20 protein-coding genes, 1 riboswitch and 1 other annotated feature are annotated in these 22,263 nt (G+C 51.6%); of the genes, 5 read left to right on the top strand and 15 right to left on the bottom strand.

What is annotated here, in order from left to right; translation table 11 throughout:
* Positions 1–38: 38 nt before the first annotated feature.
* The 4 genes from rpoB to WKT05_RS06200 all read right to left on the bottom strand — a co-directional run bounded on the left by rpoB (position 39) and on the right by WKT05_RS06200 (position 6,823).
* A complete protein-coding gene (gene rpoB / locus WKT05_RS06215) occupies positions 39–3,734 on the bottom strand; it encodes a DNA-directed RNA polymerase subunit beta (RefSeq protein ID WP_340413374.1) in 3,696 nt (1,231 codons plus the stop codon).
* 185 nt (positions 3,735–3,919) lie between these two features.
* Positions 3,920–5,272 (bottom strand): VanW family protein, encoded by a 1,353-nt coding sequence (locus WKT05_RS06210; protein WP_340413372.1) that lies wholly within the window; start codon positions 5,270–5,272, stop codon positions 3,920–3,922.
* Positions 5,272–5,913, bottom strand: coding sequence for an endonuclease III (nth, locus tag WKT05_RS06205; protein WP_215508845.1), 642 nt, complete (start codon positions 5,911–5,913; stop codon positions 5,272–5,274). The genes WKT05_RS06210 and nth overlap by 1 nt, the downstream gene beginning before the upstream one ends.
* Before the next feature lies 1 nt (position 5,914).
* On the bottom strand, positions 5,915–6,823 hold the full coding sequence (locus WKT05_RS06200) for an epoxyqueuosine reductase (RefSeq protein ID WP_340413371.1): 909 nt from the start codon (positions 6,821–6,823) through the stop codon (positions 5,915–5,917).
* 58 nt (positions 6,824–6,881) lie between these two features.
* Here WKT05_RS06200 and rodA point away from each other — a divergent pair, with 58 nt between their 5' ends.
* Entirely contained in the window at positions 6,882–8,120 is a 1,239-nt protein-coding gene (rodA, locus tag WKT05_RS06195) for a rod shape-determining protein RodA (RefSeq protein ID WP_340413370.1), read from the top strand.
* Between the two features lie 195 nt (positions 8,121–8,315).
* Positions 8,316–8,969, top strand: a complete 654-nt coding sequence (locus WKT05_RS06190) for a 50S ribosomal protein L25 (protein WP_340413369.1) — start codon at positions 8,316–8,318, stop codon at positions 8,967–8,969.
* Between the two features lie 123 nt (positions 8,970–9,092).
* Here the strand turns inward: WKT05_RS06190 and WKT05_RS06185 are convergent, their stop codons facing one another.
* From WKT05_RS06185 to WKT05_RS06170, 4 genes are all read right to left on the bottom strand, one after another.
* Positions 9,093–10,460 carry a Na+/H+ antiporter NhaC family protein gene (locus WKT05_RS06185; RefSeq protein ID WP_340413379.1) on the bottom strand — a complete coding sequence of 456 codons (1,368 nt, stop codon included), beginning with the start codon at positions 10,458–10,460 and terminating at the stop codon, positions 9,093–9,095.
* Between the two features lie 174 nt (positions 10,461–10,634).
* Positions 10,635–11,243: an ECF transporter S component gene (locus WKT05_RS06180; RefSeq protein WP_340413368.1), complete on the bottom strand. Its 609-nt coding sequence runs from the start codon at positions 11,241–11,243 to the stop codon at positions 10,635–10,637.
* A 59-nt stretch (positions 11,244–11,302) separates the two neighbouring features.
* A riboswitch (FMN riboswitch) is annotated at positions 11,303–11,417 on the bottom strand.
* A 112-nt stretch (positions 11,418–11,529) separates the two neighbouring features.
* Positions 11,530–12,213 (bottom strand): phosphoribosylaminoimidazolesuccinocarboxamide synthase, encoded by a 684-nt coding sequence (locus WKT05_RS06175; RefSeq protein ID WP_340413367.1) that lies wholly within the window; start codon positions 12,211–12,213, stop codon positions 11,530–11,532.
* A 136-nt stretch (positions 12,214–12,349) separates the two neighbouring features.
* Complete coding sequence (locus tag WKT05_RS06170; RefSeq protein ID WP_340413366.1) at positions 12,350–13,732, bottom strand: L,D-transpeptidase family protein; 1,383 nt, start codon at positions 13,730–13,732, stop codon at positions 12,350–12,352.
* 139 nt (positions 13,733–13,871) lie between these two features.
* Between WKT05_RS06170 and WKT05_RS06165 the strand changes: the two genes are divergently transcribed.
* Positions 13,872–14,636, top strand: coding sequence for an IclR family transcriptional regulator (locus WKT05_RS06165; protein WP_340413365.1), 765 nt, complete (start codon positions 13,872–13,874; stop codon positions 14,634–14,636).
* A 39-nt stretch (positions 14,637–14,675) separates the two neighbouring features.
* On the opposite strand, the gene WKT05_RS06160 is transcribed toward WKT05_RS06165, so the two are convergent.
* The 7 genes from WKT05_RS06160 to WKT05_RS06130 all read right to left on the bottom strand — a co-directional run bounded on the left by WKT05_RS06160 (position 14,676) and on the right by WKT05_RS06130 (position 20,566).
* Complete coding sequence (locus WKT05_RS06160) at positions 14,676–15,410, bottom strand: cyclase family protein (protein ID WP_340413364.1); 735 nt, start codon at positions 15,408–15,410, stop codon at positions 14,676–14,678.
* 106 nt (positions 15,411–15,516) lie between these two features.
* Positions 15,517–16,941, bottom strand: a complete 1,425-nt coding sequence (locus WKT05_RS06155; RefSeq protein ID WP_340413363.1) for an NCS2 family permease — start codon at positions 16,939–16,941, stop codon at positions 15,517–15,519.
* A gap of 46 nt (positions 16,942–16,987) precedes the next feature.
* On the bottom strand, positions 16,988–17,317 hold the full coding sequence (locus WKT05_RS06150; protein WP_340413362.1) for a branched-chain amino acid transporter permease: 330 nt from the start codon (positions 17,315–17,317) through the stop codon (positions 16,988–16,990).
* Positions 17,307–17,984: an AzlC family ABC transporter permease gene (locus WKT05_RS06145; RefSeq protein ID WP_340413361.1), complete on the bottom strand. Its 678-nt coding sequence runs from the start codon at positions 17,982–17,984 to the stop codon at positions 17,307–17,309. The genes WKT05_RS06150 and WKT05_RS06145 overlap by 11 nt, the downstream gene beginning before the upstream one ends.
* A gap of 245 nt (positions 17,985–18,229) precedes the next feature.
* Entirely contained in the window at positions 18,230–18,619 is a 390-nt protein-coding gene (rplL, locus tag WKT05_RS06140; RefSeq protein WP_215508968.1) for a 50S ribosomal protein L7/L12, read from the bottom strand.
* Between the two features lie 32 nt (positions 18,620–18,651).
* On the bottom strand, positions 18,652–19,188 hold the full coding sequence (rplJ, locus tag WKT05_RS06135; RefSeq protein ID WP_215508967.1) for a 50S ribosomal protein L10: 537 nt from the start codon (positions 19,186–19,188) through the stop codon (positions 18,652–18,654).
* A 16-nt stretch (positions 19,189–19,204) separates the two neighbouring features.
* Positions 19,205–19,321: a sequence feature (ribosomal protein L10 leader region), on the bottom strand.
* A gap of 33 nt (positions 19,322–19,354) precedes the next feature.
* Positions 19,355–20,566 (bottom strand): aminoacetone oxidase family FAD-binding enzyme, encoded by a 1,212-nt coding sequence (locus WKT05_RS06130; protein WP_340413360.1) that lies wholly within the window; start codon positions 20,564–20,566, stop codon positions 19,355–19,357.
* Between the two features lie 80 nt (positions 20,567–20,646).
* Between WKT05_RS06130 and pepT the strand changes: the two genes are divergently transcribed.
* Positions 20,647–21,864 (top strand): peptidase T, encoded by a 1,218-nt coding sequence (pepT, locus tag WKT05_RS06125; RefSeq protein WP_340413359.1) that lies wholly within the window; start codon positions 20,647–20,649, stop codon positions 21,862–21,864.
* On the top strand, positions 21,864–22,220 hold the full coding sequence (gene crcB, locus WKT05_RS06120) for a fluoride efflux transporter CrcB (RefSeq protein ID WP_340413358.1): 357 nt from the start codon (positions 21,864–21,866) through the stop codon (positions 22,218–22,220). Before pepT ends, crcB begins: the two co-directional genes overlap by 1 nt.
* Positions 22,221–22,263: the final 43 nt, after the last annotated feature.

Genomic DNA, 22,263 nt, shown 5'->3' with positions numbered 1-22,263 from the left:
ACTCCTTTCTTTAGAGTACCTTCAACTGCCGAAGAGACTTATTCCTCTTCTTCGTCTTGTGTAAAACCTGTCGGAATCGCATCGCCGGAAATTCTGCGAATGCCTGCCAAGGCATCCACGGTGGATTTTCCTTCGATGAGCTCCCCTGCATCTTCTCCGTCTATTTTTCCGTCCATGGAATCCAAGTGATTGAGATCGTCGTCATCGGTACTCAGATCCACTTCGTTTTCGTTTTCGTCCAGTACTTGTATTTCAAGAGCCAGTGCTTCCAACTCTTTAATAAGAACCTTAAAGGATTCGGGAATCCCCGGTTGAGGAATATTTTCGCCCTTGACGATGGCTTCGTAGGTCTTGACCCGGCCGACGATGTCGTCGGATTTTACCGTGAGCATTTCCTGCAAGGTGTGGCTTGCCCCATAGGCTTCCAGTGCCCACACTTCCATTTCCCCGAAACGTTGACCGCCGAATTGCGCCCGACCGCCCAAAGGTTGTTGCGTAACCAGGGAGTAGGGGCCGGTGGAGCGGGAGTGGATCTTTTCATCGACCAAGTGGTGAAGTTTGAGCATGTACATATAGCCTACGGTGACCGGGTGATCGAAGTCTTCCCCGGTGCGGCCGTCTCTGAGTTGCACCTTGCCGTCGGCGGAGTAGCCGGCTTTTTCCAAGGTGTCAAAAATATCCTGTTCGTTGGCGCCGTCGAATACGGGGGTGGCTACGTGCCAGCCCAGTTTCTTGGCGGCGAGGCCCAAGTGGACTTCCAATACTTGCCCCAAGTTCATCCGAGAGGGAACGCCCAGGGGATTCAATACGATTTGAATGGGGCGTCCGTCGGGCATGTAAGGCATGTCTTCCTTGGGAAGGACGCGGGAGATAACCCCCTTGTTTCCGTGGCGACCGCACATTTTATCGCCCACTTGAATCTTCCGCTTCGTGGCGATAAAGACGCGGACCATTTCGTTGACGCCCGGTTGCAGCTCGTCGCCGTCAGCGCGATTGAAGACCTTCACGTCGACGACGATGCCCGCTTCCCCGTGGGGCAGGCGCAGGGAGGTATCCCGCACTTCACGGGCCTTTTCGCCGAAAATGGCGCGCAAAAGGCGCTCTTCTGCGGAAAGTTCCGTTTCGCCCTTCGGCGTTACCTTGCCGACGAGGATGTCGCCGGGGTTCACTTCCGCGCCGACGCGAATAATTCCACGCTCATCTAAGTCCTTGAGCATGTCGTCGCTGACATTGGAAATGTCGCGGGTGATTTCTTCCGGCCCTAATTTCGTGTCGCGGGCTTCGGCTTCGTATTCTTCAATGTGCAGAGAGGTTAAGACATCGTCGATAACCAGCTCTTCGTTAATGAGCATGGCGTCTTCGTAGTTGTAACCTTCCCAGTTCATAAAGGCGATTAAGATGTTTTTGCCCAAGGCCATTTCCCCTAAATCCGTGGAGGGGCCGTCGGCGATGACTTCGCCGCGTTTTACCTTTTGGCCTTCGTTTACGATGGGCCGTTGGTTAATGGTTGTGCCTTGGTTGGCCTTTTCGAATTTGTGGAGGCGGAAGGTAATGTCTTCCTTGCCCCCTTCCGGCGTGAGGACGATTTGGTTGCTGGATACCTTCTTAATGGTGCCGTCTTCCGTGGCGATGACGCAGACGCCGGAATCACGGGCGGCTTTGTACTCGATCCCCGTGGCAACGATGGGCGCTTCCGTCTTTAACAACGGTACGGCTTGACGCTGCATGTTCGATCCCATGAGGGCGCGGTTGGCGTCGTCGTTTTCCAAGAAGGGAATCATGCTGGTCCCGACGGCGACGATTTGCTGCGGAGACACGTCCATGTAGCTGATGTCTTCTCGCTTGTAGACGTCGACGAGGCCGTCGATGCCTCGGGCGATAACCCGGTCGTTAATGAAGTGGCCGTTTTCGTCGACTTTTTCGTCGGCTTGGGCGATGATGTTTTCATCTTCCACGTCGGCGGTAATGTATTCGATTTCGTTCGTAACCAGGCCTTCGCCTTTGACTACCTTTCTGTAAGGCGCTTCAATGAAGCCGTATTCGTTAATACGGGCAAAGGTGGTAAGGGATGTAATCAAACCGATGTTGGGACCTTCCGGCGTCTCAATGGGGCACATACGTCCGTAGTGGGAGTTGTGCACGTCGCGGACTTCCATGCCGGCTCGATCTCTCGACAGACCGCCGGGCCCCAAGGCGGAGAGACGACGCTTGTGGGTCAGCTCCGAAAGGGGGTTGTTTTGGTCCATAAATTGCGACAATTGAGAAGAACCGAAGAATTCTTTAATGGCCGCCGTCACCGGGCGAATATTGATTAAGGATTGAGGCGTGGCCGCATCGGGATCTTGAACGGCCATGCGTTCGCGAATCACGCGTTCCATACGGGTTAAGCCGATTCTGAATTGGTTTTGTAAAAGCTCGCCCACGGAGCGAATCCGACGATTGCCCAGGTGGTCGATGTCGTCGGTTTTGCCGATGCCGTAGAACAGATTGAATTCATAGTTTACGGCCGCCAAAATATCGTCTACCAAAATGTGCTTCGGAGACAATTCCTTATAATGAAGTTTAATCCGCGTAATGAGCTCTTCCCCTTCGTATGCTTCGAAGAGTTCTTTCAGGCGGGGCAGATAGATTTTTTCTCTGAAGCCCAGGGCTTTAAAGTCGATGTCCGTATCCAAGGCGGCGGGATCGACGAAATTGTTTCCGATAAGGACAATCTTCATCTTTTCACCCAGGGCATTGGGATCGTCGACGAGAATTTCCACTCGGTTAATCCCCGCATTTTCAATGGCGATGGCTTCCTCGCGGCTCACCCTCTCGCCGGCGGTACCCATGACTTCGCCGGTTTCCCCGTCGATGACATCTTCCGCCAAAATTTGATTTTGCAGCCGTTCCCGAAGGGCCAGCTTCTTGTTGAATTTGTAGCGGCCCACTTTCGCCATGTCGTAGCGACGGGCGTCGAAAAACATATTTTCAAAGAGAGATTGGGCACTTTCCACCGTAGGCGGCTCGCCGGGGCGGAGCTTTTTGTAAATCTCCAGAAGGGCTTCCTGTTTGTTGCTGGTTTGGTCCTTTTCAAAGACCTTCAAGAGCTCTTCCGTCTCACCCATAAGGTTTGTGATTTCCAAATTGCTTTCCACGCCGATGGCCCGAAGTAAGATCGTAATGGGGATCTTCCGCGTGCGGTCGATACGCACATTGACCACGCCTTGGGCGTCGGTTTCAAATTCCAGCCAAGCACCGCGATTAGGAATCAAGGTGGAGGAGAATAATTGCTTGCCCGTCTTGTCGAATTCCACTTTGTAGTAAGCCCCGGGGGAGCGAACCAATTGGCTGACCACGACACGTTCCGCCCCGTTAATGACGAAGGTGCCGGTGGCGCTCATTAAAGGCAAGTCGCCCATAAAGACTTCTTGTTCCTTAACTTCCCCGGTTTCCGTATTGATCAGTCGAACCTTCACTTTTAAAGGTGCCGAATAATTGGTGTCCTTTTCCTTTGCTTCCTCGAAATCGTACTTTTTCTCATCGGATACATAGTAGTCGACAAATTCCAGTATTAAATTTCCCGCAAAGTCTTCGATGGGCGAAATATCCCGAAACACTTCTTTGAGACCTTCATCGATGAGCCACTTAAACGAATCCGTTTGGACGCCCAATAGATTCGGTATCTCCAACACATCATCGATTCTGGAATAACTCATTCTCTCCCGTTTGCCATATTGAACAGGATGTACCATTAAATTCCTCACCCCTTACAGTTCCTTCGAAAAACAAAAAATGTATGTGTAAGAATCTCTTCAAATTGAATCGTCAATAACTTACATATACATCATCTTTCGTAGCTGCGACCGTCTTTTCCATACATTTTTAGATTATTATGCAATTTATTATATTAACACGAGGCGCTTTAAATGGCAAGAGATTATTTCTTTTTTCCCACTAAAACTTTTCCGTCCACGGGAACGTAGCGGCTTCTTGCCACGAAGACGCGCCGAAGTTCTTTTCCACCCATGGAATAGACGGCGTAGGTGTTGTAAATCGATCCGTTCACTTGCTTTTGAATCATTTTCACCTCACCCGGTGCCAGGTCCGAAGTGTAGCTGATATCGTTGGCTGCCGGAAGGTCCCGCACCTTCTCAGGCACCAAGTCGATGGTGTAGGGCTTTTCTTTCGCAGGCCCGTAAATGGTGCAAAGCAGGGTGCCGTCCTTGGCCTTGGTTTCGATGTAGACGGGCTTGGTAAAGGGATTGGCGAAGATAAAATCTTTGTAGCCGTCGCTTACGGCGCAGTCCAGCCCCTCTTTGGCGTAGGGCACGGCCTTGGAGTGATTGAATTTCGTGATGACATTAAGCCCCGAGCGGGCCACGGCATTGTACATGGTGGTGGACACTTGGCAGACGCCGCCGCCAATGCCCTCGGTTTCCACGCCGTTTGACACGGTCTTGCCCTTGACGAAGCCGTGGGCCTCGGTAATGCCGCCGATGGTGGCGAGGAAAGAAAGTTTTTCCCCCGGCGCCAAGACGATGCGGCGGAAGTAGCGAGCGCCGTTTTCCACATTGATCGTACGGCTTTTGTCTGCGGGGTCGTAGGTGGTGACGGCTTCGGCCAATTTTCCGTCGATTCCCGCCAGTGCCTGTGCCTCGATGTCCGGAGCCACGGTTTTCGTACGAATCTCTATGGGCCCATCGATGCCGTGCGATAAATCGAAGGTGGCCCGGGCCGTATCCGGCACTTCCCCTTGATTGCCGGGGCGTATGACGACCTTCTCCCCTTCTGTTGCCACAGTGGCGGGCTTGGCCATGTCGTAGAGGACGCCGTTTAAGCTAGCGAGGCTACGATTTAAGGTGGCCTCATCCACGACAAGGGGCGTATGCACCGGTTCTTTCTTCAATGCCTGTGCCATGCGGGAGAAGAAGTGGCGCTTTTTGCTTTCTTTCAACGCATCTTTCGCCACCTGTTTTTCGTTCATGGAGAGCCCCAGTTGCTGCGAGGTCATGGTGGCGGATTTCTCCTTGTGGGTTAAGACCACGTCGGCGGAGAGAAAATCCTCCTTGTATTTGTTTATCTTTTTCTCCGCACCCTTCACCGTTAAAAAGCCCAGAGACTTGCCGCAATAATTGGTTCCGGGACTGATGATGCCGAAGGTGGGCAAAAGGCCGAGAAAAATAAAATAGATTAAAAGGGCGGCAACCGCCGCGGCGGCCATGCGTCGTCGCTTCATGCGCTTAAGTTGGCGCCGCTTTTTTCGTCGAAAATGCAAATACTTTTGTTCCATTAAGCAGATACTCCTTGCACGTAATGGCAGAGATCTTTCAGGTCGCATTCGTCGCAAAGGGGGCGCTGGGCCTTGCAGATGCGGCGGCCTAAAAAGATCAAGAGGTGATGGCCCTTGCTCCAACAATCCTTCGGCCAAATGGCCATAAGTTGTTTTTCCGTGCCGTCGACATTTTTGCTTTCGGCGAGCCCCAGGCGATTGGATACGCGAAAAACGTGGGTGTCCACGGCAATGGCGGGAATGCCCAGCACATTGGAAGCCACCACATTGGCGGTCTTTCTCCCGACACCGGGGAGGGTCATTAAGTCGTCGATGGTGGGAGGAATTTCGCTGCCCCAGCTTTCGATGATGATGCGGGAGGCGGCGAGAATATTCTTCGCCTTGTTCCGATAAACGCCGCAACTTTTGATGATGGTTTCCAGCTCTTCCTGAGACAAGGTCACCATTTTCTCCGGCGTATTGTGTTCTTGAAAGAGCACCTTGGTGACTTTATTCACCCGCACATCCGTACATTGGGCCGAAAGAATGGTGGCGATTAAAAGTTCGTAGGGCGTGGTGTAATCCAACTCCGCACGGGCGTCGGGAAACATTTTTTCCAAACGGTCGTACACTTGCAGTGCTTCTTTTTTTGTTAAACGCATTCTACTTCTTCCTCTCATTAAAATAGCGGCGAATGTAGGCGGCATTTTTTACCCACTGTTTTTTTCCTCGCCAGGATCCGCTGAGCCGACCGTAGCGTTTTTTAAAGGAGCGATTCGACTCCGCTTCCAATCCGTCGAGGCAAACAGCCTCAATGGGATCGGTGATTTCGTACACCGCCTCGATCCCCTTGTTCTTCGGGCAAACCATTTGGCACACATCGCAGCCGTAAAGCCAATCGGCCATGACCACCCGCTCCCCTTCCGTGAGCTCGCCCCGTTTTTGGGTGATCCATGAGCGGCAGCGACCGGGATGGAGGATGCCCGTCATTTCGATGGCGCCTCCCGGGCAGGCATCGACGCAGGCGCGGCAATCGCCGCAACTGCCAAGGGGCGCGCGGATCTCGCCGCCTTCAATGTTGGTAATCAGCATGCCGATGGCCACATAGCTTCCCAGGCGGTGGTGAATAAAGCTTCCGTTTCTTCCGATAAAGCCCTTGCCGGTGAGAAGGGCAAAGCCCCGCTCGTACAAGGGCCCGGTGTCCACCTGGCGGTAGTATTCTACCTCCGGATAGTTTTTCTCCAAATAGGCTTCCAAACGGGCCATTTTTTCATTTAAAATTACGTGGTAATCCGTGTCTCTCGAAAAACTCGCCAGCCTGCCGTAGCCTTTCATCGACTCCGGCTCCTGCTCAGCGAAAGGCACTTGCTCGAAGGCGACAAAAACGGATTTCGCCGAAGGAAGGCTTCCCGCGGGATCCAGGCGGGCATCGATGTCCTCGTGCTCAATGGGCAGCATCTCCCCCGCCGCTTTTCGCTTCATCAAAACAGAAGCCATGGCGTCTAATCGCGAGGCCGGCACCAGGGCTAAATCGTGAAATCCCAATTGCGCTTTGATTCGGTCTACTTCCATCCCAAGTCCTTTCCATTGTTGTATAATAATAGTATCACACTCTGACAAAGGAGATACTATGTTTCACCGAAAGCTTTTTGAAAAAGTCAAACCCTTTTTTATACGCGTCAGTCCCGGAAAATGGGATGTGGACCGCAGCTTAATCCTCATCGTCGCCGCCATTACCCTCATGGGCTTTGTGGCCCTCGCATCGGCCACCTTGTCTTACGGCAATCGCCCCTTTTTAATGAAGCAGGGCATCGCCACCCTTTTGGGCGTGGTCATCGCCGCCGGGCTCATGCTCCTGGATTACCGCATTTGGCGCACCTACTACCCCCTTCTCTACGGCCTCAGCGTCATTCTCTTGGCGGCTACCCTGCTCTTCGGCCACGGAGACACGACCTGGGGATCGAAAAGCTGGCTCGCCATCGGCCCCATTAATTTTCAACCGGCGGAATTCGTCAAGATCTTTCTCGTAATTTCCTTTGCCTTTTACTTAGAAAAGCACGGCGATAAAATCAACGAACCCAAGGAGCTTCTCAAGGCTTTGGCCTTTGCGGGCTTTCCCGTGGGCCTCATTATGCTTCAGCCGGACTTCGGCACGGCCATGGTCTTTTTATTTTTCATCGCCGTCATGTTGTTTTTCTCCGATTTGGATTGGAAATATATTTTCGGCGCCATGGGGGCGGGCTTTCTGTCATTACCCATCTTATACGCCCGACTGGACGATTACCAGAAAGACCGTATTCTGAACTTTTTAAAGCCGGATGCCAACACTTCCGGCAGCGGCTATCAAGCCTACGAGGGCCGGGTGGCCATCGGCGACGGTCGCCTCTTCGGCCGCGGCCTCTTCCGGGGACCCCAAACCCAATTTAATTTCATCCCCACGAAAGAGACGGACTTTATCTTCCCCGTCCTCGTGGAGGAATTGGGCTTTCTCGGCGGCGCCCTCTTGCTCGCACTCTACGCCCTTTTGTTTTATCGCCTACTGTCCTTGACCAAACTCGCCAAAGACAAAGGCGGCCGACTCATGGTTTTCGGCTTTTTAAGCGTTCTCTTCATTCACATCTGGGAAAATGTGGGCATGACCTTGGGGCTCATGCCCGTTACCGGCATTCCTCTACCCTTTGTCAGCTACGGCGGCACCTTTCAAATGGTGAACCTGGCCATGATCGGCCTTTGTCTAAGCGTACGCTACCACCGCTACGGCACCCACGGCGTGATTCATCTACCGTCGTTTATGACCGCCATTGCCGATCGCATCGACGCTTTTCGCGATCGCCAATGGGAAGCGGAACGCTTAAAGCGCTGGCGCTGATAAAACCGCACCACATCTTTTCGTTGCGGCCAAAAGGGCTTATGGTATAATAACCCTGCTAAGGGGCCCTAAAAGGATGAAAAAAGGCTTCGGAGGGCTTTTATACAGAAAATCATCATCGAAGTTTGTTAAAACGTGGAAATGGCGGCCCGTTTCAGGTATAATATATTGTTGAGTAAACAAAGGAGGACACCAATGAACACCATTAAATTAAATTTAGAAAAACGTGAAGACTTAGGCTCCGCCGGCGCAAAGAAGGTCCGCGCCCAAGGCCTGGTTCCCGGCATCTTCTATGCGAAGGATGCTGAACCCGTTGCCGTCACTGCAAAAGCCAATGAACTGCAAAAAGTTGTCGATGTAGCCGGTACTTCCGCTTTGGTCGATGTCAATGTTAACGGGGAAGATCACAAGATTCTCTTTAAGGAAATCCAACAACACCCCTACAAAAACCAATTGCTCCACTTCGATGCCTATGGCGTTAACTTGAAGGAAAAAATCAAGCTGTCCATTCCCGTCGTCTTGGAAGGACGCGACGACATTCGCGTACAACCCTCGGTCTTGTTGCAACTTCTCGAAGAAGTGGAAGTCGAATGTCTGCCGACCAACCTGCCTTCCGAAGGGGTGGCCAATGTCGCTGATATGCAAATCGGCGATACCTTAACCGTTGCCGACTTAGACGTGGCATCCATCGAAGACATCGAAGTCTTAACTGATTTGGAAGAAGCTGTCTGCGCACTGCAAGAACCTCGCGAAGAATCCGTTGAAGAAGAAGCAGAAGGCGCCGCCGATGCAGCTGATGTACCTACCGTAGGCGAAACTGAATCGGAAAAAGAAGCCGAAGAAGAATAAATTGGGCCGCTCAGGCGGTTCGTGAAAAGATAAGATCGGATAGCCGGTCTTATTTTTTTTGTGCCTTTTTTCTGAAGCCATAAAAAAAGCGCCGACATCATCGGCGCAAGTCGTATTGTCTTTCTATTGAATTTGCGGAGCGTCCTTTTCAAAGTCCCATTTGTCTTTGGGATCGGCAAAGCGAACAAAGATCGAGAGAAGGGCGAACAGAGCCAGAAGCCCTTGATACCAGAGGAAGGGAATGATTTCCACCGGCGAGACCGCTGCCGCACCTAATTCCTTGGTGAGTCCGGCGGCAATAAGAATTTGTGCGCCGTAGGGAATGATCCCTTGCATGACGCAGGAGAATGCATCGAGCAGGGATGCCGAGCGTCTCGGATCCACCTTGAAGTCTTTCGAGATTTCTTTCGCCACGGGCCCGTCGATAATAATGGCCACCGTGTTGTTGGCCGTGGCAGCGTCGGTAAGAAGGGTCAAGAGGGCGATGGAAATTTCCGCCGACTTCACGTCTTTGGCGAAGCTGCGAATCTTTTGAACCAGCCACTCAATGCCGCCGTTTTGCGAAACCATGTAAGACAGGCCGCCGGTTAACATGGACAGAAGGAAGATTTCGAACATGCCGCTGAAACCGTCGAAAATATTTTGGGCGAAGGTCATCATGGTGAGGCCGCCGGTGGCGATGCCGATGACGCCGGAAAGCACGATGCCGCTTGCTAGAACCAAAAAGACATTCATCCCGGCCAATGCCGAAATCAAAACAAAGAGATAGGGAATAATCAAGACGAAGCTATAATTTAAATCGTCGAGAACCACTTGGCCTGTGGGTTTTCCTACAAAGAGGAAGATAACGAAGGTAATAATCGCCGCAGGAAGGGCAATTTTTATGTTCGCCCGAAACTTGTCTTTCATGTCCACATTTTGCGTCCTGGTGGCGGCAATGGTGGTGTCGGAAATAACGGAGAGGTTATCGCCGAACATGGCACCGCCGACCAATGCGCCGAGAACCAGGGCCAACGACAGATTCCCCTTTTGAGCGACGCCGACGGCAATGGGGCCCACGGCAGAAATTGTGCCGACGGAAGTTCCCGTGGAGAGAGAAATAAAACAGCTGATAAGAAAAATCCCGGCGGTAATGTATTGAACGGGAATCATGGACAGGGCGAAGTTGACCACGGAGTCCACGCCTCCGGAGGTTTTGGATACGGTGGCGAAGGCGCCGGCCAATATGTAGATCAAACACATAATGATGATGTTCTCATCGCCGCAGCCCCGCACAAAGGCATTAAATTTGTCGTCGACGGAGCCTTTGAACATGACAAAGGCGAGCACAATGGCCGGCAAGATGCACACCGGTGCCGCCACTTGATAAAAGGCCATTTCCACGCCCCTGGCATTTAAAATCATGCCGGTGGCCAAATAGACCAGTACGAAAAGAATAAAGGGCAAGAGCGCCGCCCCGTTGGCTTTTACTTTTAATTTGCCGTCTTCCATCATGTCCTCCTCATATGCTTCTGAATGAAAATATCATTGCGGATCCTACCCATTTTTCGAGAATGAAGGGTATATCGTATAAATTATTATAGTATCTCCGCCTGCATTTGTAAAGATTGACAGCGCACCGTCCGAGTGCAATAAAAAACCCCACTCCGAAGAGCAGGGTTAAAATCAGTCGTAAAGCAGATGAGATACCCGCTTGTACAAGGCCAGGGTCACCGCCGATACGATCAGCCCCTTCACCAGATTAAAGGGCACGATGCAATAGACCATCATATCCCACAGGGAGTTGACTCGCGGCGTGACGGCACGGCCCATGTTAATAATGGCTTCCATGGGCATAATCTTGCCGTAGAGAGGAAAAACCACGAAGTAATTGCTCAAGGTGGCCACGGCGGTCATGCCGATGACGCCGATTAAAAGACCGACGACGGCGCCGCGGTAGGTTCTGCGCGCACAGTAAAATTTCGACGCGAGCCCGACAAACAACGCGCCGACGATAAAATTCGACAACTCGCCGACGCCGCCGGTGGTGGTGCCGCGAACGAAAAAGGTGAGGATGCACTTCACCAGTTCAATGGTGATACCCGCCACGGGGCCCATGACGAAGCCGCCGATTAAGGCCGGCATATCGGACAGGTCGATTTTTATAAAAGGCGGTGCAATAAAGGCCAAGGGGACTTCGATGTACATAAGTAAAAAGGCGATAACGGATAAGAGGGACAGACGCGTTAAATTTCTCGTGGAGTAGCGCGCCTTCGTCCGCTGGATTTGATTCATGGTTCCTCCTTGTGGGGCAAAAAAAAAGCCCGCATCCCCGGGCACATAAACATGAAAAAAAAGATCTTCTTTCATCCGGACTGTCACCGTCGGTATTGGAATTGCACCAATTCAGTCTTTCGACACGTGGACTTTACCACCGATGAGGAATTTCACCTCGCCCTGAAGATTGATTTGTTTGATATATTTTTATTATACCACCTTTTCAAATAAATGAAAGGGGTTTTCAGAATTTCGGGACACAAAAAAAGCCCCGAAGGGCTTTTTTCTCCTTAATGAACCGTGCTTATTTGCCGACGATCATTTCGGAAAGACGTAAGGGTTCGATGTATTCGTCCCCTTTGAAGACGCGCATGTTGCCGCCGGAGACTTCGTCGATTAATACGACTTCGTCGCTGCCTTCTAAGCGGCCGAATTCCAATTTGATATCGTACATTTCGAGACCACGAGCCTTTAAGTCGTCGTAGATCACTTGAGAAATGGAGCGGGTAAGCTCTTTAATGCGTTCGTATTCCCCTTCTTTTAAAATGCCCAACAGTACCAGCGCATCTTCGTTGATGAGGGGGTCTTGGCGTGCATCGTCTTTTAAGGTGAATTCCACGTAGCGATTTAAAACGTCGCCGTCTTTGGCATATTTGCCGTAGCGACGAATAAAGCTACCCGTAGCCTTAAAGCGGCAGATCACTTCCAAGCCCTTGCCGAATACTTTGGCAGGCTTAATTTCCATGAGACGATTGTCTACATCGGCGGAAATGTAGTGTGTGGGGATTTTATCTGCTTCGAATTTTTCAAAAAAGTATTTGCTCATGGCAATGCATGCGCGGCCGGAACCTTCGATGGAAAGGCCTACTTGGTTTTCACCGGGATCGAAGACGCCGTCTTTGCCCGTCACGTCGTCTTTGAAGTAGAAATAGGTCTTGCCGTTTTCTTGTCGAATGTCTTTCGTCTTTCCTTCGTAAATGGTTTTCAAAATAGCCTCCTGTCATACAAGCAAATCGTACAACTTATTTTACAACAAATGGCCGCGGGAAAACAGATCCTTAGGCAAATTTTCCTCGGATTTTCACGAAAATTTTTCCGCAAAAAAGCGCCCGTAGGCGCTTCGATTAAATGGCGTGTTTATTTGAGTTGTAAACAATGACAGGCATGCCTTCAAAGGCATTTTTGTAAAAGGTCGGCGCCTTGGAGGGCGGTGTGTTGACACAGCCGTGGCTGCCGCCGCCTAAATAAATTCTGCCGCCATAGCTGCCCCGCCAATTGGAATCGTGAATGCCGCAGCCCGTCCAGTTAAAGGGCATCCAGTACTTGACGTAGCTCTTCCAGGAATCCCCGGTAAGGTAGCGGTTGCGTTCTTTCGACCAAATTTCGTGGGTGCCGGTGGGCGTGCCGTTGCCGGCGTAGGGATTGCCCGTAACTACCGGCGAATCGATGACGAGATTGCCGTCTTTATAAAGCCACATGTGTTGACGGGCAATGTCGATTTCGATGTAGCTGTTGCCGATGTCGTTGACGTTTCGACTCACGGCTTTTCTCTTATACACCGGCTCCATGCTTTGCACTTTTTTGTCATTCAACGCCGTCATCAGCTGTTCGCGGGTCTTGGGCTGATTGATTTGCCAGCCGTAAATCCCGCCCTGAATGCGCATCATGGCACCGCCGGTGGCTTGAAAATCTCGCGTCCCTTTAAAGGTGTCGTATTTTTTACCCAGCTCCGCCACATAAGCTTTTACCTTTTCTTCATCCGGCTCCAAACTGCCGTCGTCGGCGGATTTGTAAAGATTAATTAAGTTTTGTCCCGCCAACACTTCTTCCCTGTCGGAGAAAGTGTAGGTCAATTTGTATTCTTCGATGGCATTTAAACTGGCCACGTGTTTTTTCATGTGGTCGAGGTCTTCCGCCGGCACGGGCTTCAGGTAGAGATCCGCCTTTTCCGCGTCTAATTTTTTGTCCTGTTTGTGCATGGACTTTAATACCGCCGCCTTGAGTTTCGGCCCGTCCAAGCGGGTGCCTTCTTTGGCATCGGCGATAGTATAGCCCTTGCCTTCCTCGTAAGCGATGGTCTGCGGCGTGGGATCGGTGATGTCTTTATCCGCCACCATGTGCATGTATGCCAATGCATTTTCCAGCTTCGCATCATCGTAGGTAATGGCGGTGTTCACCTTATAATCCTTTTTCATAAAGGCGTAAACGGGCCATGCCCAGGGGCTGTACTCTTTCATTTTAAAATCGGGCATGGTTTCTTTGTAATCGATGGCCGATGCTTTAATGGTGTCCGTCTTGTCGTCTTTGCCTACCACGGTTAAGGCATAGTCTTTCCAAGAGGCTTTAAAATTTTCCCTCAAGTCCGCCCGCGGCTGAAGGGATATGTCGGCGCCGTTAACCGATGTGTTGGGCATATAGACTTGTGTAAAGGCCAGGGCACCGATTAGATAGACGACGGCCAAGATGCCGAGAATAATGGCCGCGATTTTTCCGATTCTATTGCTCAAGATCCTTCTCCTTTTCATTTAGTCGCTCTAATAGTGTATCATAAATTTTTCACGGTTCAAGGTGATTTTTCTCTTTCTCTTCGCGAAAATGTGGTGTAATCTAACTATAGTAACCTTTCTGGAAAATGAGGAGAATATTATGGATAAAACGCCCCGAACCATTCAATCACTTGCCCGGGCCTTTGCTATTTTAGATTGCTTCGATGCCGTGCATCCGAAGTTAAGCTTGTCGGAAATTTCTAAATTAGTTAAATTAAATGTGAATACTACCCGCGGCCTGGTCAATACTTTGGTTCATTTTCAATACTTAAGTCGCGACGAAGCGGAAAATGACTACCACTTGGGCCTGGCCTTTGTACCCAAGGCCAATCTCGTGGAGGATCAGTACTTATTCCACGTAAAAAATAAAATTCGACCCATGCTTCGCGTTTGGGCCAATGCCTTTGAGTTAAGCGCGCGATTAAATATGGTGGAAGACGGCCAGCTCTTAACGGTATTTACGGAGGTGCCGGACACCACCCGCTACTTGATCCTCACCCGTTCCCGCACGCCCTTTCCCCTTCACGCCACGGCATCCGGGAAGGCCTACCTGGCCAGCTTGCCGGAGTCGGTGGTGGACAAATACATTAAGGACACGCGCCTGGTGCCCTACACGGAGAAGACCATTACGAAAGATTCCGTATTGAAACACGAAATGCAGGCCACGCGGAAGCGGGGTTACGCCCTGGAAATCGGCGAAATCAACGACGGTCTGGGCTCCATTGCCGTTCCCCTTTTCGACAAACGAGGGGAATGCATCGGCACCATTTCCCTGTCCGGCGCCAACGAAGAAATTATAGAGAATGAACTGCAGGCTTTCGCTTCAGTGCAGGCTTTTCTCGACGAATTAAATCCTTTGTGGTAGCAAAAAGCCATTGCCTTTTATCGGGCAATGGCTTTTTTATTATGCGTCGAATACGGCGGTTACCTCGGCGGGAAAGGCCACGGCGTCTTTAATGTGAAGGACATTAATCATAATCACGCCCCCTGTGGCGGGCACCTGATCTAAATTTGCCATGACTTCCACTTGGAATTTGTTTTCGTTGAGCCAAAAGCGTTGCGCTACCAAATCTCCCGCTTCGGCAGCTTCGGGACCGGCGTCGGTATTCAGCGTTTCGTGACCGATGGCGGCGATTTTCCGCGTGCGGCTTAAATACTCGAGGGCCGCCACAGACCAGCCCGGCGTCACTTCCACACCGTCGTGGGTGTTGGTGAAATCGTCTTGGGAATAAATCCGCTTGTACCAGCCCGAGGAGAAGGCCACAAAGGCCCCTTCCGGGATGGCGCCGTGTTCTTTTTCAAAGGCCAAAACATCGTCTACGGTGACGGCATAGCCGGGATTTTCCTTTACCTTGTCTTCCAAATGGAGGACGTAAAGGGGCAGGTAGCGCTCTTTCGGCGAAATGTCCGATAAAATTTTTCCGCCTGCCATAAAATGGGCCGGTGCGTCTACGTGGGTGCCGTGGGAGGTGCCCAGGGTGTATTCCCGATTGTCCGATCCCGTTTCCTCCAATGTGGTGAGGACCCGCTCGCCCAAGGGATTAAAGGCCTGGTAAATGGCCATGTCTTTCGTCACTTCGTGGGTTAAGCTCACCCACGTCTTTTCTTTGAGGGCCTGTAGTAATTGCTGTGTCTTCATGTAATCTCCTTTCGTTGTTTCTCTTTCACCCTCCATTATAGCCTGTCTCGTTCTTTTCCACAGCCCTTTTCGCGCACAAAAAAAAGAGGCCGAAGCCTCTTTTCTCTTACATGGCCAGATAAGCCATAAGGGCATAGTTGATTAAGAATAAAATCGTGGAGCCGACGAGAATCGGGTGCAACTCTTTGGCTTTTCCCTTTAAGATCATGACGATGCAGTAGAAAATAAAGCCCGCTGCGATGCCGTTACTGATGGAGTAGCTGAGGCCCATAAAGACCGAAGCGAAGAAGGCCGGTACGGCACATTCCAAATTCGTCCATTCGATTTCACTAAAGCCGGCACACATCATGATGCCCACGATAATCAAAACGGGCGCCGTCGCTTGTGCGGGGACCAGACCCGCCATCGGTGCGATGACGATGGCCAACAAGAACATGGCCGCCGTGACCAAGGAGGTGAGCCCGGTGCGACCGCCGGCGCCGATGCCTGCCGCACTTTCTACATAGGTCGTAGTGTTGCTGGTACCGATAAAGGCGCCGATTACCGTGCCGATGGAGTCGGCGAAAAGGGCCTTGTCTAGTTTCGATTTAAAGCCGGAGCTGGTTTGCATGTTGCGAATATCTTCTTCACTGAAAATGCCGGAGCGACGGCCCGTGCCGATAAAGGTGCCCAAGGTGTCGAAGGTATCGCTCAGGGAGAAGGCGAAGATGGTCATGAGGACCAAGGGAATCCGGGCCGGATCTGCGAAGAGACCCAGCAGCCCTTCTTTTCCGAGAGCCACGCCGAAGACCGTGGAGAGGTCTTGGAAGGAGCTTGCTACAGAAGGACTTTCCGAAAGTTTCGACAGGTCCACCACGCCCATGGGGATGCCGATGATGGTCGTTGCTAAAATACTGATTAAAATGGCACCCTTTACATTTTTAAGCACCAAGACCACGGTAATCAACAAACCGATCATAGCGAGAAGGACGCCGGCATTGTTGAAGCTTACCAAGGCGGGAACGGCGGCGGAAGAACCGATAATGGTTCCACCGTCCAAGGCTTGATAGGTGCCCGGGTCCAAAGTAAAGTTCAACAGGCCGCAGTTTTTAATACCGATGTAGCCGATGAATACGCCGATGCCGCCGCTAATGGCGTGTTGCAACGATTCGGGGATGGATGTAATAATCATCTTCCGAACTTTGGTGACGGTGATCAACACATTGATCACGCCACATAAAAAGACCATGCCCAAGGCTTCTTTCCACGTAAAGCCCAAGCCGAAGACGACAGTGTAAGTAAAAAAGGCATTGAGTCCCATGCCCGGTGCCAAGGCGTAAGGCACATTGGCGAAAAGGCCCATGACCAAGGTGGAAACCACCGATGCAATAATCGTCGCCAAGAAGACGGCGCCCCAGGGGATACCTGTTTGAGAAAGAATCGCCGGATTGACGAAAATAATGTAGCTCATGGCAAAGAACGTGGTCATGCCGGCTAAAATCTCCGTCGAAAAATCCGTTTTGTTTTCTCGTAACTTAAAGAATGATTCCATAACTTCCTCCTTAAAAATAATACGCGAACAGTATATCACGAATTTTTCAAACGAACACTTGTTGAATTAAAAACATATACACCGCCGTGCCCAAAACGATGGAAAGAATGGACTTGCGCTTCCATAAATAACTGCCCGCCGTCACCAAGGCGGCCAAACTCATGGGAAAAAAGCCGCCGAAGGAATCGAAACGCATGACGCGCAAACAGTAGACGATTAAAAGTCCCATCATGGAATAGGGCAAAAGCACGCCTAAATCCTTCACAATTTTCGGAATGGTGTCGCGACGGGAAAAGAAAAACAGGGGAAACATGCGAATGGTAAAGGTAATGGCCGCCACAATGACGATGGCGATATAGACTTCCTTAGTTGACATATTTCCTCCTGTAATACAAATTGCCGATTAAAATCACGGCCATGGCAGGCAAAAGAAAGCTGTCGCGTCCGAAAAGAAGGACGGCGAGAACAGAAGCCCCCACACCTAAAAGCGCCGGGAAGTGGTGATCCGTTCCCTTCCACTGCTCGATAAAGGCGGTAATAAACAGGGCCGTCATCATAAAGTCGATGCCTTCCACATTAATGGGAAGGACGCTTCCCAAAAGGGCGCCGAGGAGTGTGCCCGCGAGCCAGTACATACAGTTCAACAGCCCGATGTGGTACATATCATCGGCATCGGCCATGCCCCCGTCTTCCCCCGCCGTAATGTAGAGGGAGAAAGTTTCGTCACTGCAGAAATGGGTGACGAGCATTTTCTTCCACAGAGGCTCATTGGCCAAGGGATTGAGCAAAGAGATGGTGTAAAACAAATACCTTAAATTAATGGAAATGGCCAAAATGACCAGCTCCAACACGGCAAGGTGTTGGGCAAACAAACTCACCATGGCAAATTGCATGGCGCCGGCGTAAATGCCGAAACTCATCAAAAGGCTCACCAAGGTGGAGCGGCCCACGGAGCGAACCAAAACACCGAAGCCCATACCCAAAAGCAGATAACTGATTAGTAGGGGAATGGTTTTCGGAAAAACGCGCTTAAATTCTTTCATACTCTTTTTTCACACTGCCCTTCTTCTGTTTTCCTATGACGATTATACACGGACAAATGGAAAAAGTGAAAGGAAAATCGCTGAATTTCAACGCTTTAGCGGACTGCTCCAATCGCATCCGCCCACCCTTTTCGAAAGCTGTTTTCCTTTTTTCATCGTCTCCTCTCAGATCGGTGTAAAGCGTGTTCTATGAAGGGCAATAAAAAATCCCCACTCGCAGGAGTGGGGACTTTCGTAAGAAAATCTTACTTAACTTCGACGGTAGCGCCGACTTCTTCCAATTTAGCTTTGATGTCGTCAGCTTCTTCTTTGTTAGCGCCTTCTTTAACGGGCTTCGGAGCGCCGTCAACGAGTGCTTTAGCGTCTTTTAAGCCGAGGCCGGTAATGTCTTTAACGACTTTGATGACCTTAACTTTTTCTTGACCTGCAGAAGCGAGGATAACGTCGAATTCGGATTTTTCTTCAGCGGCTGCGCCTGCTGCTGCAGCTGCCGGAGCGCCTGCTGCTGCAACGGCAACGGGAGCTTGTGCGCTAACGCCGAATTCTTCTTCTAAAGCGCTAACTAAGTCAGCGAGTTCGATAACGGTTAATTCTTTGATCTCTTCAATAAGAGCGGTTACTTTTTCAGATGCCATAATGTATATACCTCCGTAAATAATTTTTGCCCTTAGGCAGATTCTTCTTCTTTCTTTTCGCGGATTTGGTTAAGCGCAACGGCAAGACCGCGAATGTTTCCGGACAGGACAGTTGCCAGTCCTTGAATCGGTGCATTCAAGCTGCCAAGCAAGTGTGCAACAAGCACTTCGCGACTCGGCAATTTCGCCAATGCTTTGACTTCGTCGACAGATACGACACGGCCGTCTAAGAGACCGCCTTTGATTTCTAAGCGATCGTTGTCTTCGGCGAAATCATTTAAGATCTTAGCCGGTTGCACGGCATCTTCGATACCGAATGCGACGACGGTGGGGCCGACGAGTAATTCGTTGGCGCTTTCGTTGCCGGTGGCGTCGAAGGCACGTTTCAACATGGTGTTTTTGTACACCTTGTAGTCTACGCCGTGTTCGCGCAATTCCTTTCTTAATTTGGTTACTTCTTCCACCGTTAAGCCGTGGTTGTTAACCAAAATAATGGATTGAGACTTTTCGATCTTTTCCTTGATCTCATCGACTAAGGCAATTTTCGATTGGAGTAGCTCTTCTTTCACAGATTCACCTCCTCGTTTCTACATAAAAAAATCACATTGCAGACACAATGCGAGTACCAAAATCAAATTCAGTCACCTCGGCAGGAAATTAAGGCGAACCACCTGCTGTCTGCGGTTTCAACTCATACATAATACCAAAGAAAAACCCCTGTGTAAAGGGGTTTTTTCATGATTGCGCACTTTTTATAATGGCACGGGCAATGCGATGGGCCGATGCCAGGGCCCAGTGGATGTTGTAGCCGCCGCAGTCCCCGTCTACATCCAAAACTTCCCCGGCGGCGTAAAGGCCCGGGGCGTTTTTGGACTCAAGATCGCTGCTGAAGCCCTCAAGGGCCATGCCGCCGCAAGTGACTTGGGCGTAGTCGAAGCCTCGCACGCCGATCACGGGCAAGGTAAAGGCAAAGAGCAGATTTAAGAGGTGCTCCCTCTCTTCCCAGGCCAGTTGATCCATGGGCTCTTCCCCGTTCAGGCTGCATTCCTTTAACACCACGTGCACCCATTTATTGGAAAGGATGCCGTCGAGAAAATCCTTCGCCGCCAAGGGAAGATAGCTTCTACCCTCGAGAATGTTTCGGTACTCCGGTCGTTGTTCCAAATGATTGAGCATGGGAAAGGCGACGGCGTAGTCTCCTTTCCGCTCCCCGACGGCCCGGGCGAGATCCAATACCGGCGGCCCGCTGATGCCGTCTTTGGCGAGAAGAATTTCCCCACCTTCCGAGGCGATCTTCTCGCCGTTTCGAAAGAGGGTGACGACTCCTTGAATCTTCGTGCCGTTTAAATGTTTTAAATAGGGGCTTTCGCATAATAGGGCGGAGATACCCGGGAAAGTGCGGGTTTTCTTGTGGCCGAAGGATTTTAAAAGGCCGTGGCCCTTGCCGTCGGAGCCCGATTGGGGCATGGCCATACCGCCGGCGGCGACGATGACTTTGTCGGCGAAAAAGGAACTGTCTCCACTCACGAGGCGAAAGCCGCCCTTTGATTGTTCGATGGCATCGATGCAGGTCTCCACCACTTCCTCGCCGCCTGCTGCAAACAAGCGGCGACGCAGAGCATTTAACACCGTGCGGGCCTGAAGAGTGGATGGGTAGAGCTTGCCTCGATCTTCTTGCACCAAATCGATTCCCAGGGCATCGAAAAATTCCCGCCGCGCTTCGGCGGAAAAATAGGTGCCGGGATCGAAGGGCAGGGGCGATTCGCTATGCCAATGGCCGGCCGAGAGATCTTCATTGCTCACATTGGCCCGGCCGTTTCCCGTGGCTAGCAATTTTTTTCCCACGCGATTTTTTCGCTCGTAGACGGACACAAAAAAGCCCGCCTCGGCCAAAAGACAGCCCGCCGCAAGGCCGCTGACGCCGCCGCCGACAATGGCGATTTTCATAGCAAAACCCCTTTCTTTTTCCCCGAGTATAGCACGCACATGTGCTACAATACAAGTTAGAAAAAATGAAAGGAGCTTCCATGACTATTACCGAACGACTGAAAAAATACGTACAAGTTTACACCACCAGCGACGAACGTTCCACCACTTATCCTTCCACGGCCCGCCAATTCGATTTGGCCCACATCCTCGTGGACGAACTGAAAGAACTGGGCCTTTCCGATGCCAAGGTCGACGACTACGGTTATGTCACCGCCCATTTGAAGGCCAATGTGGACAAAGACCTGCCCACCTTGGGCCTCTTGTCCCACATGGACACGGCGCCTGCGGCAAAAGGCGAAGGCGTCAAGCCCCGGGTGATCCGCTACGAAGGCGGCGACATCCTTTTAAACAAAGAAAAAAACATCGTCCTCTCCGACAAAGATTTCCCCGCCTTAAAAGATGTGGTGGGCCTGGATCTTATGGTCACCGACGGCACCACCCTTTTAGGCGCCGACGACAAGGCGGGCATCGCCATTATTATGGACAGCCTCCGGACACTCATCGAAGAAGATTTGCCCCACGGCAATTTGGCCATTGCCTTCACCCCCGACGAAGAGGTGGGCCGCGGCGTGGATCACTTCGACGTGGAATCCTTCGGCGCCGACATCGCCTTTACCGTCGACGGTTCCCGCCTCGGCGAAGTGCAATACGAATGCTTTCACGCCACGAGCGCCAAAGTGGACATCAAGGGCGTCAGCGTCCACCCGGGCACGGCGAAAAACCACATGATTAACGCCATTAGCCTGGGCATGGAGCTGGACCGCATGCTTCCCGCGGCGATGCGCCCTGAGTACACGGAAGGCTACGAGGGCTTTTACCACCTGGATCAATTCCGCGGCAATGTGGAAGAAGCGCAAATGGACTACATCCTTCGCGACTTCGACGCCGACAAGGTAAAGAAGATGTGCGACATCATGGAGGCCGCCGTGGATTTCTTAAACACGAAATACGGCGAGCGCATCTCCTTGAGTCTTGAAGAAAGCTACCGCAATATGCGTGAGAAAATCGAGCCCCACATGGACCTTATCGATCTCTGCGTCGAGGTCATGGAAGAAGAGGGCATCGAGCCTGTAATCGAGCCCATTCGCGGCGGCACCGACGGCAGCCGACTCTCCTGGATGGGGCTGCCCACGCCGAATTTATTTACCGGCGGCATGAACTTCCACGGCCCCTACGAATACATTCCCATTCAACACATGGAAAAGAGCCGGGATGTAGTCGTCGGCCTTATGCAAAAAATGGCGACGAGGGCGTAATGCAAGTCCTCTACGCTGCAGCCGGCGGTGCCTTGGGGGCGGCGAGCCGCTTTTTGATCTCCACGCTACCCCTTTCAAATCGCGGCCTGCCCCTTCCCACCTTTCTCGCCAATCTCATCGGCTGTTTTATCATGGGCCTCATCGCCGCCGAAGCCGAAGCGCGAGGCATGAGCCCCGGCCTTCAGATTTTTTTGAAGACCGGCTTTTGCGGCGGCCTCACCACCTTTTCCGCCTTCAGCGCGGAAACCGTGGCCATGATGGAAAAAGGCCACATGGCTGCCGCTGTCCTTTATGTCGCCGCCACGGTGATGCTGGGATTCATCGCCCTCTACGCCGGCGGCCAATTCGTCAAATAAAAAAGCCCCTCTACCGCGGCACTTGCTTTCACGGTACGGGGGG

This window comes from Peptoniphilus sp. HCN-40583 (assembly GCF_037892835.1).
Lineage (GTDB): Bacteria > Bacillota > Clostridia > Tissierellales > Peptoniphilaceae > Aedoeadaptatus > Aedoeadaptatus rachelemmaiella.
This window is presented reverse-complemented; position numbering and strand designations above follow the sequence as displayed.

What these genes read in the sequence shown, in the direction of transcription:
- WKT05_RS06185 (WP_340413379.1), bottom strand. Translation starts at nt 10,460, where the DNA reads ATGGAAGACGGCAAATTAAAAGTAAAAGCCAACGGGGCGGCGCTCTTG.
- rplL (WP_215508968.1), bottom strand. Translation starts at nt 18,619, where the DNA reads ATGGCATCTGAAAAAGTAACCGCTCTTATTGAAGAGATCAAAGAATTA.
- WKT05_RS06200 (WP_340413371.1), bottom strand. Translation starts at nt 6,823, where the DNA reads ATGGAAGTAGACCGAATCAAAGCGCAATTGGGATTTCACGATTTAGCC.
- WKT05_RS06210 (WP_340413372.1), bottom strand. Translation starts at nt 5,272, where the DNA reads ATGGAACAAAAGTATTTGCATTTTCGACGAAAAAAGCGGCGCCAACTT.
- WKT05_RS06165 (WP_340413365.1), top strand. Translation starts at nt 13,872, where the DNA reads ATGGATAAAACGCCCCGAACCATTCAATCACTTGCCCGGGCCTTTGCT.
- WKT05_RS06150 (WP_340413362.1), bottom strand. Translation starts at nt 17,317, where the DNA reads ATGTCAACTAAGGAAGTCTATATCGCCATCGTCATTGTGGCGGCCATT.
- nth (WP_215508845.1), bottom strand. Translation starts at nt 5,913, where the DNA reads ATGCGTTTAACAAAAAAAGAAGCACTGCAAGTGTACGACCGTTTGGAA.
- WKT05_RS06155 (WP_340413363.1), bottom strand. Translation starts at nt 16,941, where the DNA reads ATGGAATCATTCTTTAAGTTACGAGAAAACAAAACGGATTTTTCGACG.
- WKT05_RS06180 (WP_340413368.1), bottom strand. Translation starts at nt 11,243, where the DNA reads ATGAATCAAATCCAGCGGACGAAGGCGCGCTACTCCACGAGAAATTTA.
- pepT (WP_340413359.1), top strand. Translation starts at nt 20,647, where the DNA reads ATGACTATTACCGAACGACTGAAAAAATACGTACAAGTTTACACCACC.
- rodA (WP_340413370.1), top strand. Translation starts at nt 6,882, where the DNA reads ATGTTTCACCGAAAGCTTTTTGAAAAAGTCAAACCCTTTTTTATACGC.
- crcB (WP_340413358.1), top strand. Translation starts at nt 21,864, where the DNA reads ATGCAAGTCCTCTACGCTGCAGCCGGCGGTGCCTTGGGGGCGGCGAGC.
- WKT05_RS06145 (WP_340413361.1), bottom strand. Translation starts at nt 17,984, where the DNA reads ATGAAAGAATTTAAGCGCGTTTTTCCGAAAACCATTCCCCTACTAATC.
- WKT05_RS06190 (WP_340413369.1), top strand. Translation starts at nt 8,316, where the DNA reads ATGAACACCATTAAATTAAATTTAGAAAAACGTGAAGACTTAGGCTCC.
- WKT05_RS06160 (WP_340413364.1), bottom strand. Translation starts at nt 15,410, where the DNA reads ATGAAGACACAGCAATTACTACAGGCCCTCAAAGAAAAGACGTGGGTG.
- rpoB (WP_340413374.1), bottom strand. Translation starts at nt 3,734, where the DNA reads ATGGTACATCCTGTTCAATATGGCAAACGGGAGAGAATGAGTTATTCC.
- WKT05_RS06130 (WP_340413360.1), bottom strand. Translation starts at nt 20,566, where the DNA reads ATGAAAATCGCCATTGTCGGCGGCGGCGTCAGCGGCCTTGCGGCGGGC.